This window comes from Clostridium sp. (assembly GCF_034179595.1).
GTDB lineage: Bacteria > Bacillota > Clostridia > Clostridiales > Clostridiaceae > Clostridium.
In genome coordinates, this window is the sequence record NZ_JAXFPT010000022.1 from 36,829 (window position 1) to 49,038 (window position 12,210).

General features: G+C 27.1%; 11 protein-coding genes. 9 read left to right on the forward strand and 2 right to left on the reverse strand.

Going from position 1 to position 12,210, the window contains the following annotated elements; genetic code table 11:
• The first annotated feature begins 175 nt into the window (after nt 1-175).
• Nucleotides 176-1,915 carry a ferredoxin hydrogenase gene (locus SPJ33_RS02780; RefSeq protein ID WP_321116456.1) on the forward strand — a complete coding sequence of 580 codons (1,740 nt, stop codon included), beginning with the start codon at nt 176-178 and terminating at the stop codon, nt 1,913-1,915.
• 66 nt (nt 1,916-1,981) lie between these two features.
• Here SPJ33_RS02780 and SPJ33_RS02785 read toward each other — a convergent pair whose 3' ends face one another.
• Nucleotides 1,982-3,571, reverse strand: a complete 1,590-nt coding sequence (locus tag SPJ33_RS02785; protein ID WP_321116457.1) for an ABC-F family ATP-binding cassette domain-containing protein — start codon at nt 3,569-3,571, stop codon at nt 1,982-1,984.
• A 433-nt stretch (nt 3,572-4,004) separates the two neighbouring features.
• Here SPJ33_RS02785 and ybaK point away from each other — a divergent pair, with 433 nt between their 5' ends.
• The 6 genes from ybaK to SPJ33_RS02815 all read left to right on the forward strand — a co-directional run bounded on the left by ybaK (nt 4,005) and on the right by SPJ33_RS02815 (nt 9,022).
• Complete coding sequence (gene ybaK / locus SPJ33_RS02790; RefSeq protein ID WP_321116458.1) at nt 4,005-4,475, forward strand: Cys-tRNA(Pro) deacylase; 471 nt, start codon at nt 4,005-4,007, stop codon at nt 4,473-4,475.
• Nucleotides 4,476-4,540: 65 nt separating this feature from the next.
• A complete protein-coding gene (locus SPJ33_RS02795) occupies nt 4,541-5,617 on the forward strand; it encodes an AI-2E family transporter (protein WP_321116459.1) in 1,077 nt (358 codons plus the stop codon).
• A gap of 475 nt (nt 5,618-6,092) precedes the next feature.
• Nucleotides 6,093-6,458 carry a hypothetical protein gene (locus SPJ33_RS02800; RefSeq protein WP_321116460.1) on the forward strand — a complete coding sequence of 122 codons (366 nt, stop codon included), beginning with the start codon at nt 6,093-6,095 and terminating at the stop codon, nt 6,456-6,458.
• A 52-nt stretch (nt 6,459-6,510) separates the two neighbouring features.
• The gene (locus SPJ33_RS02805) at nt 6,511-7,569 is read left to right on the forward strand and encodes an FtsX-like permease family protein (RefSeq protein WP_321116461.1); all 1,059 of its coding nucleotides are present in this window, start codon (nt 6,511-6,513) and stop codon (nt 7,567-7,569) included.
• Nucleotides 7,570-7,578: 9 nt separating this feature from the next.
• Nucleotides 7,579-8,379 carry an ABC transporter permease gene (locus tag SPJ33_RS02810; protein ID WP_321116463.1) on the forward strand — a complete coding sequence of 267 codons (801 nt, stop codon included), beginning with the start codon at nt 7,579-7,581 and terminating at the stop codon, nt 8,377-8,379.
• Complete coding sequence (locus SPJ33_RS02815) at nt 8,363-9,022, forward strand: ABC transporter ATP-binding protein (protein WP_321116464.1); 660 nt, start codon at nt 8,363-8,365, stop codon at nt 9,020-9,022. Before SPJ33_RS02810 ends, SPJ33_RS02815 begins: the two co-directional genes overlap by 17 nt.
• 62 nt (nt 9,023-9,084) lie before the next feature.
• On the opposite strand, the gene trhA is transcribed toward SPJ33_RS02815, so the two are convergent.
• The gene (gene trhA, locus SPJ33_RS02820; RefSeq protein ID WP_321116465.1) at nt 9,085-9,732 is read right to left on the reverse strand and encodes a PAQR family membrane homeostasis protein TrhA; all 648 of its coding nucleotides are present in this window, start codon (nt 9,730-9,732) and stop codon (nt 9,085-9,087) included.
• A 217-nt stretch (nt 9,733-9,949) separates the two neighbouring features.
• On the opposite strand from trhA, the gene SPJ33_RS02825 reads away from it, so the two are divergent.
• Nucleotides 9,950-10,537 carry a DUF1836 domain-containing protein gene (locus SPJ33_RS02825; RefSeq protein ID WP_321116466.1) on the forward strand — a complete coding sequence of 196 codons (588 nt, stop codon included), beginning with the start codon at nt 9,950-9,952 and terminating at the stop codon, nt 10,535-10,537.
• 2 nt (nt 10,538-10,539) lie between these two features.
• A partial coding sequence (locus SPJ33_RS02830; protein ID WP_321116467.1) for an ABC-ATPase domain-containing protein occupies nt 10,540-12,210 on the forward strand: 1,671 nt, incomplete at its 3' end.

Genomic DNA, 12,210 nt, shown 5'->3' on the forward strand with positions numbered 1-12,210 from the left:
TACGTTAAAATTAAATGTAATTAAAAATACATAAATATTTTTGTATAAATTTTTTATAAATTAAATTTAGATACATAGGTTTTATTTTTAGAATGTTTTATGTTAAAATTATAACAAACATTATGTTTGTTGTATTTTTTACATAAGTTTTAAGTTGTGGAGGTATGTTTTTAGGATGAAAAAGTTAGTTATCAATGATAAGGAAATCCAAGTTGCAGAAGGTACGAATATATTAGATGCAGCAAGAGAAAATGGAATTGATGACATTGCCACTCTTTGTTATTTAAAGGAATGTGGAAATGTTGGAAAATGTGGTGTGTGTGCAGTAGAAATTGAAGGAAAACCTAATCTTGCATTAGCGTGTCTTACAAAGGTAGAAGATGGAATGGTTGTAAGAACAAATACAGAAAAGGTTCAAGAAAGAGTTAAATCAAGAGTTTCAACTTTATTAAATAAGCATGAATTCAAATGTGGTCCATGCCCAAGAAGAGAAAATTGTGAATTCTTAAAACTAGTTATAAAGACTAAAGCAAGAGCAACAACTCCATTCTTACCACAAGATAAGAGTGAATATGTTGACGATAGAAGTAAATCTATAGTTATAGATAGAACAAAATGTGTACTTTGTGGAAGATGTCAAGCAAGCTGTAAGACAAAAGCAGGTACAGAAGTTATAAAAATAGGAAATTTTGATGGAACTAGAATGGTAGCTCCAACAGACAATAAGTGTTTTGATGATACAAATTGTTTATTATGTGGACAATGTGTAGCTGCATGTCCAGTAGCAGCGTTACAAGAAAAATCACATATTGATAGAGTTCAAGAAGCTTTAGCAGATCCAGAAAAACATGTAATAGTTGCTATGGCTCCTTCAATAAGAAGTGCAATGGGCGAACTATTTAAAATGGGTTACGGAGTAGATGTAACTGGTAAATTATATACTGCTTTAAGAGAATTAGGATTTGATAAAGTATTTGATATAAACTTCGGTGCTGATATGACTATAATGGAAGAAGCAACTGAACTTATTCAAAGAATCGAAAAAGGTGGTCCATTCCCAATGTTTACATCATGTTGTCCAGGTTGGGTTAGACAAGTTGAAAATTACTATCCAGAATTTATAGATAATTTATCAACAGCTAAATCACCACAACAAATATTTGGTACTGCTACAAAAACATATTATTCTGAAATATCTGATATTGATCCTGCAAAGATATTTACAGTAACTGTTATGCCATGTACGGCTAAGAAACATGAAGCTGATAGACCAGAAATGGAAATTGAAGGATTAAGACAAATAGATGCTGTTATCACAACAAGAGAATTAGCAAAAATGATAAAAGATAAGAAGATAGATTTTGCAAACCTAGAAGATGGTGTTCAAGATCCAGCAATGGGAGAATACACTGGTGCTGGAGTAATCTTTGGAGCAACAGGTGGAGTTATGGAAGCTGCACTAAGAACAGCTAAGGACTTTGTTGAAAAGAAAGATTTAGAAGATATAGAATATACTCAAGTAAGAGGATTAGAAGGAATCAAAGAATCTACTATAAATATTGGTGGTGAAGACTACAATATAGCTGTAGTTAATGGTTCAGAAAACTTCTTTGAATTTATAAATAGTGGAAAACTTGATAGCAAGCAATATCACTTTATAGAAGTAATGTCATGTCCAGGAGGTTGCGTAGATGGTGGTGGACAACCACATGTAAGTGCAGCTGATAGAGATAAGATAAATATTAAGGCTGTAAGAGCTTCAGTTCTATATAATCAAGATAAACACTTTGTTAAGAGAAAATCTCATGAAAATGCAGCTTTATTAAAGATGTATGAAACATACATTGGAGAACCTGGTAAAGGAAAGGCTCACGAGTTATTACACTTTAAATATAAGAAAAAAGAAAATAATTAAGAAGAATTTTATAATAAATAAAATTTAAGGACGTGTTTTTTAACACGTCCTTTTCTAATCTTAAAATTATTTAACTGTTTCTAGATATTCGTCATATGTCATGACTCTGTCAACTAAGCTACCATCTTCTTTAATATCAAAGATTCTGTTTGCAATAGTTTGGACAAACTCATGGTCATGTGAGGCGAATAATACTACGCTCTTGAAATCTTTAAGTCCGTTATTTACTGCAGTTATTGATTCAAGGTCTAAGTGGTTTGTAGGTTGGTCAAGCATTAATACATTTGCATTTGAAAGCATCATTCTTGATAACATACATCTAACCTTTTCTCCTCCAGAAAGTACTGATGCTTCTTTTAATGCTTCTTCTCCTGAGAATAACATTCTTCCAAGGAAGCCTCTTATGTAACTTTCTGATTTTTCATCAGAGAATTGTCTAAGCCAATCAACAAGTGATAAATGACAATCATTGAAGAATTCTGAGTTATCTTTAGGGAAATATGAAGTTGTTATAGTAATACCCCATTTAAATGAACCGCTATCTGGTTCCATTTCCCCATTTAATATTTTAAATAATGTAGTTATAGCTATTTCATTAGCACCTACTAAAGCAATTTTATCATCTTTATTTACTCTAAAACTTATATTATCTAAAACTTTAACACCGTCTACAGTCTTGCTTAAGCCTTCAACTACTAAGATATCATTACCAACTTCTCTTTCAGGTTTAAATCCAACGAATGGATATCTTCTAGTAGAAGGTTGGATATCATCTAAAGTTATCTTATCTAATAACTTCTTTCTTGAAGTTGCTTGTTTAGATTTTGATGCATTAGCACTAAATCTAGCAATAAAGTCTTGAAGTTCTTTAATTTTTTCTTCTTTTTTCTTATTTTGGTCTTTAGCCATTTGAAGAGCAAGTTGGCTTGATTCATACCAGAAATCATAGTTACCAGTAAAGATTTTAATCTTACCAAAGTCAACGTCAGCTATATTAGTACAAACTTTATTTAGGAAGTGTCTATCGTGAGATACAACTATAACAGTTCCTTCAAAGTTTATTAAGAACTCTTCAAGCCAGTTTATTGATTTAATATCTAAGTGGTTTGTAGGCTCATCTAGGATAAGGATTCCTGGGTTACCAAATAAGGCTTGAGCTAAAAGAACTTTAACCTTTTCTGCACCAGTTAATTCTGAAACCTTTTTATAATGCATATCAGTGCCTATACCAAGTCCTTGAAGTAATGATGATGCTTCTGATTCAGCTTCCCATCCATTAAGGTCAGCAAATTCTCCTTCAAGTTCTGAAGCCTTTATTCCATCTTCATCTGTAAAATCAGGCTTTGCATATAATGCATCTTTTTCTTTCATGATTTGGTATAATCTTTCATTACCCATGATTACTGTTTCTAAAACTTCAAATTCATCATATTGGAAGTGATCTTGTTTTAAAACAGACATTCTTGTATTTGGAGCAATTGATACTTCTCCAGTGTTTGGTTCAACTTCTCCTGAAAGAATTTTTAAGAAAGTACTCTTACCAGCGCCATTAGCTCCAATTACACCATAACAGTTTCCAGCAGTGAACTTTAAGTTAACATCTTCAAAAAGTTTACGTCCACCATATCTTAAACTAACATTTGATACAGTTATCAATCTTATTCTACCTCATTTCATAAATATATTTATTTGCCTATTATAACATATAAATTAAAATAAATACTATAATAAAATAAACATTAGGTAAATAGCTTAAAAGTAAGTAAAATTAATAATTTAGTATAGAGTTATATAAGAACAAATTAGGTTGACAAGTTTTTCAGAATAATGGTAAAATTAATTTATACTAAGAAGTAGGTTGGGATGATAAGTCATGAAAATTGCACTAACTTCTGTATTTTAAAAAGTTAAGATAGCATATGATTTAGTTGTTATAGACAAGCTGTATTTATATAACAATTGATGAAAAATGACTTGTTCGGATTTAAGATATTAGCCACATAGAATGAATTCTATGTGGCATTTTGTTTTTATGATTAAATTAAATATGTATAATAAATATTATGATACTAAAAAAGGAGTGATTATTATGCAAAAAACTAATGCAATGAGAATATTAGATAAAAATAAAATAGAATATAATGCATTTGAATATGATGCATCAGATGGACATATAGATGGAGCAGCAGTTGCACAAAAAACAGGGCAAGATCCAAAAACAGTGTATAAAACATTAGTTACGATTGGTAACTCAAAAAATCTTTATGTGTTTGTTATTCCAGTTCTTGAAGAATTAAATTTAAAAAAGGCTGCTAAAGTAGCTGGTGAAAAAAAGATTGAAATGATACATGTTAAAGACATAAATAAATTTACTGGATACATAAGAGGAGGTTGTTCTCCTATAGGTATGAAAAAACAATATAAGACATTCATACAAAAAGAAGTACTAGAATTAGAAAGAATAGTTTTTAGTGGTGGAAAAATAGGACTTCAAATAGAGATGAAGCCACAAGACATAGAAAAAGCTATTAGAGTAGAATTTGAAGATGTAATAAAATAGAAAATACATGGTATAAAATAACTTGGATAAACTAACCTTATAATAGAAAAAAAGGAGCGTTTATCATGAAAATAAAAAAGGCTATACTATACTTAATTGCAGCCGATTTAATAGCAATTTTCCTATATATTATAGGGAAGTTTAGAGTAGTAAATGAATTTGTTGATGTATTTGTTTTAGTTATATTTACACCAATAATTTTTGGGGTATTTTTATTTTATATATTGAAGCCATTAAATGAGGTCTTTATAAAAAAAGGCTTAAAAAATTCTTTAGCAGCGACCTTAACTCTAATTATTTTTGTATTTATACTATCAGGGATAATAAATTATTTTGGTCAATATCTTATAAAGCAAACAATGCAATTAAGAAGAATTATAAACTCAATATTTATAGAAAATAATATAAGAGACTTTACATCAAACTCTATATTAAATAATCAATTAAAGGCATTTACTCAAGGATTTTCTAATCAAATTACAAGATATATAAATTTAATATTGGCTAATATAAGTAATATATTTAATAAAGGAATGATGTTGTTTTCCAATGTGATTCTTGTATTTTTAATTACATTCTTTTTATTAAGAGATGGGCATAATTTTAAACCTAAGGTGCTTAAATATTGTCCAGAAAAGTATAAAAATGTTGTGGAAAATATTTTGTCACAAGGGGATACAGTATTATCAAGTTATATAATAGGTCAGGCTACAGTAGCATTATCTTTAGCTACTATGGTCTTTATAGGATATAAAATTATAGGTATGCCAGGCGCACTTTTCCTTGCAACAACAACATTTATATTAGCATTTATACCTTTTGTAGGCTTTTTTATATCTATGATAATTCCATATATAATTGCAGCATCAGTTGGATTTATGATGATAGTTAAACTAAGTATATTATTTATAATAGCTCAGACTTTAAAAGGAAGAGTTGTTGTACCAATTATTATGGGAAGAGCTATGAAAATTCATCCTATAACAGATATATTTTTAGTTGTTGGAGCTGCTACAATTGGAGGTCCAATAGGAGCCTTTTGCATAGTACCTATATATGCTCTTTTAAAAGTGACTTTGAAAAACTTAAAAGAAAATGGATACATATCTTACGAAAAAATAATAAAGAAGAAGTTTAATTGAAATAATTTATAACTATCTAATAATTTTAAAATTGTTAGATAGTTATTTTTTTATGTTGGGGAATTAGTGTGAAGAGAAAAGTAATAAAAAGTGTATGTGGGAAAATGCTCATATTAGCTAGTTTAGGATGACTTTATTAGTGTAGTTTAGTAAAGTAAAAAGGCATGAATTTAACACTGAAACTAATATAAAAATAGTAGTTGAAAGGCTTAATGGATATAAGATAATAATTCTATAGGAAATATATATAATATTATATTAGGTTAAGATAAAAATAAAAAGTATATTAATTCTGTATATAAAGTAATATATGTATAAAATTTATAATAATACAATATACTATATTTTTTGATATTATATTTAATAAATGGAAGAAATAGTATAAAAATTTATTGTAAAAAATTATAAATAACGTAATCTTATTAAATTTTATAAAACTAATTTGATAAATTAAGTTATTTGAATAGGGGAAAAAATGAAAATTAAAAAAATAGCAGCAGTTGGAATAAGTATGGCAATAGCAATGCCTGGAATATCAGGCTTTGCTGCATCATTATCGCCTACATGGCTTGATAATTCCACTCAAATATCAGGTGCATTGACAAAGGTATCAAATGGGGTTGGAAAAGGAACGACAAAAGTAATAGTATCAAAATCAGGAGATACAGCAGGTATAGGGTTACAATATTATGATGGAAATAATGACTATTTTTATCTAGGCGGTAAATATGCATCAGGTCAAGTTAGTTATCAAAGCGGAAATAAAAATGCTAAAGGAATGGATTCGATTCATACAACAGCAAAAGTAAACAAAAGTAAAATGCTTCATATAAAATTTTAAAATTAAGGACTAGTTAAATTAACTAGTCCTTAATTAAAAAGGGGGAGATATTATGAAAGATGTAAAAGAATTATTGTCGACTCCATTAAGTACTATTTTTTTGTTATTAGGAATATTGTTATCAATATTTTCAATAGATTTAGTATGTCAATTAATAGGATCGGAATTAAATTTTTATGGGACAATGAAGAAATTTCATAGCAATAATATATCTTTAGAATTACATACAGAAAATAAAAATATATTAAAAAATATGGAAGAATCATATATTACAGAACCTATAACGATAGGAGAAAAATATTCAAATGGTATAGTAAGAATTCTATTGTTAGGAAGTAATAATTATAATGGTTTAGAAAAACAATTTAGAACAATTGGAGATAATTATTTTAGTGAAGAAGATTATAAAAATGGAAATAAAGTTGCGATTATTGGTGAAAATTTAAGAAAATTAACGTATAAAATTAATGGAGAATCTTATATAGATATACAAGAAGTTCGATATAAGGTTATAGATTATATAGATAATAATGAAAGAAGTCAATGGATAACTGGAGCTATAATTCCAGCAAAATCAATGCCTAACGAATTACTAAATAAAGTTAAATTTATAAATGTATATAAAAAATCTGATGTAGAGTCAGAAGTTAATAAAATAAGAGAAAAAATTACAAATGTAGATTTTGTTAACTTAGAAGAAAGTTTAGGATATGTTTTAGAACAAGTATGGTCATATAACAGTGGTGCAATAAAAGGATTGAGTTTTGGAATAATTATAGGACTTTTAAACTGTATCATTGCATCTTTATTTTGGAGTAAAGATATAAGAAAGAATGTATCTATAAAAAAACTTTTGGGAGCAAGTAAAAAGGATATATTTTTTGATATATTACACAAATTATTTATTGTAAATTTAGCTGCGTTTATTATTTCAACTTTTGCAGTTAGTATTTCACTAGAAACAATAGGAAGAGTTTATATGACACCAATAAAATATAAATTTTATTATTCATCTATTGCATTTATTATAAGTATTTTAATAGCATATATCATTACAATGATAACTTTATGTAAAACAAATAGTTTTAAAGTTACAGAATATATAAGGTAGGTTAAATAAATGAGAAATAAGCAGATAATAAAACTATTTTTAAAAAAGGATTTTGGTATATATCTATTAGTTTTACTAGAGTTAATAATTTCTGTAATGTTTATATATAATATTCAAAAAGAAATAAAAGTAAAGAAAATTATAGAGAAGTTAGATAATTATTATTGGAATGCTGAAGATAGTTATTCTATACGATTAAATCCTGAAATTATTGGAGATACATCAGAAGAGCTTAAACAGAATATAATAAATTTTTACAAGGAAATTAAAAATAATGAATCAGTTGAAAACTCAGGAATTATATATAGTGAAAGAGTATTTACAAATAAATTAAATGCTGATTACAAGAAAGATATAATGATACCATACTCTATTCTTGGAGAATTGACTCAACAGAATGAAGATGGTGAAGAGATATTAGAAATGCCAATAAGATATGTAGATTATGATTATTATAAAAGTCTAAATTTAAAATTAATAGATGGTAATGGATTTGATATAAAAAATAATAAAGATAATGTAGTTATATTAGGAAATAGATTTAGCAAGTATTATAAAAATAATGATTATATAAATATAAATGAAGGCAATTTTAAGGTAGTTGGGATTGCTAAAAAAGATGTTGCTATACCTTTTGATAATGATTACTCATCATCATATCCATTTTTAGATGATTCAATGATAATCTTAATAAACGATAATAAATTAAATGAGTTTTATTTTATTCAAGAGGCGGCATTAAAAGATGGAATAAATGTAAAATTTACAAAAGGCGATATTGAAAATAAAAAATATGAAAAATATAATTAAAAAATACGGTAAAGATGAAAGTGAATGTGTTGCATTAAAAGGAATTGATTTAAATATAAAAGATGGAGATTTTATAGCTATTATGGGAGCATCAGGTTCAGGAAAAAGTACATTACTTAACATAATAGGATGTATAGATGGAGTTACTGAAGGAGAATATTTGCTAGATGGTGTAAAATGTCAAAATAAAACTTTTAATCAACTTTCAAAAATCAGAAATGAAAAAATATCATTTGTATTTCAAAATTTTGCACTAATAAAGGAATTAACTGTATTAGAAAATATATTATTACCATTAGAATATGGAGATAAAAAGAATAAGAACAAAACAGATTTTATGAAGTATATAGATATGTTAGGAATTAAAGATTTAAAAAATAAAGCAGTTAAAAAACTTTCTGGAGGACAACAACAAAGAGTTGCTATAGCAAGAGCATTAGTTCAAGGTTCGGATATTATATTAGCTGATGAACCAACAGGGGCTTTAGATGATGAAAATAGCAGTATAATAATGCAGATATTAACCGATTTAAATAAAAAAGAGAATAAAACTATAATAGTTGTAACACATAACCCTAATATTGCAGCTTATTGCGATAGAATAATTACATTAAAAGATGGTAGAATATTAAATATTGAGTAATTTTAAAAATGAAATTATAAGCAAAAAAGCTATATGTATTGAATTACATATAGCTTTTTTATTTATAAAACATATGAAAATACTGCAATGAAGTGACATAGAGTTCCAAGCAGTATAAAGATATGGAATATTTCATGTGTTCCAAAAACTCCTATTTTGAATTTATCATTTTTAAGGGCATATATAACTCCACCTATAGTATACATAATGCCTCCAAGTACTAATAAAAATAATGCCATAGGAGCAAGTACTTTAGATAAAGGGTATATTGCAAATATAGCAAACCAGCCAATAGCAATATACATAACACTTGATATCCATTTAGGGCATGTAACCCAAAATAGTTTAAATATTATTCCAAGAATTGCTGAGATAGCTACAGCAGAAAATAAAATAAAACCTGTCTTATTATTAAGTGCTATCAAACAAAATGGAGCATATGAGCCTGTGATAAGCACAAATATCATTGAATGATCTAATTTTTTTAATCTATATATTACCTTTTTGGTAGAAATAACTGAGTGATAAGTTGCAGAAGCTGAGTAAAGTAAAATCATGCTGATTCCAAACATAACAACTGATAGTACAGAAATAACTTCACTTTCGGTTAATATTGATTTTGTAACTAAAGCTATTAAGCCTATCAGAGAGAGAACAGCACCTATAAGATGAGTTAATCCATTTACTGGTTCTCTAAAATATTTTTCCATACTTAAACCTCCTAATACAATATGTAGTTTATAAAACTACTTGTTATGATGTTATTATATTCATCAACTTCTAATATCGTCAAAATTATTATTGACTCAAAAATGATTAAAAATACTGAAAATGATATGGAAATCTTGAATTATCTTTTTAATACTATTATTATTAAAATATATATATTTTAACATGTAGTTTTTAAAACTAGATAAGGAGTGCAGTATGGAAAAAGAACAAATAATATCACTTATAGATGAGTTAGCTCTAGATAAGAATATAAAACTAGATGAAATACCAGAAATAGATTTATACATGGATCAAGTTATACAATTATTTGAGAATAAATATAATGAAGCTAAAAGAAATGAAGATGATAAGGTATTAACTAAAACAATGATAAACAATTATGCAAAAGGAAAACTTCTTATGCCAATAAAAAATAAGAAGTATTCAAAAAATCATTTAATACTTATGAGTCTTATTTATAATCTTAAAGGAGCATTATCAATAAGCGATATAAAGACTTCTTTAAGTCATATAGTAAAAGAATTTGAAGATGAATCAGAATATCCATTAAGACAAACTTATAATAATTATTTAAAGCAATGTGATGAAGATTTACAAAGCTTTAAAGAAAGTGTTTGTATCAAGAATGAATTAATAAAAGAAAAAGTTAAAGATGATGAAGATAAAGGTTTTGAAGAAAAGTTTTTATTATTATGCTCTATGATAAATATGAGTAATATGTATAGAAGAATGGGTGAAAAGATTATAGATGAATTCTTATTAGAAAAGGGAGATGCAAAGTAATTATGAAGAATTTAAATGATTTAAAAAAACAAATAGATTCTATAGATGGAAGAGGATATAAATCATATAAGACATTAGAAGGTGATTATGATTTTACAGATTATGTACTTCATATAGACCATGTTCAAGGAGATCCATTTGCATCACCATCTAGAGTAAGAATTAGTATGAAAAGTAGTGTAAATAAAATCCCATATGATTTATTTAATGAAAGTCATAAAAAAATAGCAGTACAAGATTTTATAACTAGAGTTTTCTCTCAAAATATAAATAAATTTGGAGAAAGAGTTATGGGGTCTGGGAAAAGTGGAATGATAAACATAAGTAGATGTCCACAAGAAATACTAGATAGAACAGCAATAATACTAGATAAAGATAAGATAGAAGCAAGATTTGAAGTAGGTTTCCCAGCTAGAGGAAGAAGCGTTTTGGGAAGAGAACTTCAAAAAATACTTTATGATTTCCTTCCAAAGATAGTAGATAATAGTTTAAAATATGAAAACTTAAATAAAAATAAACTTATAAATAGAGTTAAGCTTGTATGCGATCAAGAATTTATAAGAGAAGAGTTAAAAAGATTAGGCTTAGTTGCATTTATTGGTAATGGGGCAATACTACCAAGAGAAAGTGGTGTATCAACTAAGCCATTAAAAGGTGGAAAAGAATTTATATCTCCAAAAGAATTAGAAGTATCAATAAATCTTCCAAACAAGGGATTAATTAAAGGAATGGGAATAAAAAAAGGTATAACTTTAATAGTTGGTGGAGGATATCATGGTAAATCAACTCTTTTAAATGCTTTAGAACTTGGAGTATACAATCATATAGAAGGTGATGGAAGGGAATACGTAATATCTGATAGTTCAGCTATGAAGGTTAGAGCTGAAGATGGCAGAGCAATAATAAAAGATGACATATCATTATTTATAAATAACCTGCCAAATGGAAAAGACACTAAGAAATTTACAAGTGAAAATGCTAGTGGTAGTACATCACAAGCTGCAAATATAGTTGAAGCTATAGAATCAGACAGTAATTTATTACTTATAGATGAGGATACATCAGCAACTAATTTTATGATTAGAGATGATGTTATGCAAAGCTTAGTGTCTAATGAAAGTGAACCAATAACTCCTTTTATAGAACTTGTTAGAGGAATATATGAAGAAAAAGATATTTCAACTATTATAGTTGTTGGAAGTTCTGGAGATTATTTTGATATTGCAGATACTGTAATTCAAATGGATTCATATGAACCAAAAGATGTAACACAAAAAGCAAAAGAACTAGCTAAAGGTCTTATACTTAAGAGAATACAAGATAGAAAGATAAATATTAATATAAATTTTGATAGAAAAGTGTTAAAAGGTTCAATAGAAAAAGGTCCAAAAGGAGTAAAGATAAAAACTTTAGGAGTAGATGGACTTACTATAAATAAAGAAGAAATAAACTTAAGGTCAGTTGAACAAATAGTAGATAAAGAGCAGGTAACTACAATAGGCAATGTTATGAAATGGGCTGATGATAAATTAGTTAATAATAATCTTACTATGATTGAAATAACAGATAAAATATTAGATGAAATAAAAAATAAAGGATTATTATCAATTAGTGGAACAAAAGGTGGATCTGGAAATTTAGCACTTCCAAGAAGACAAGAAATAATGGCTGCA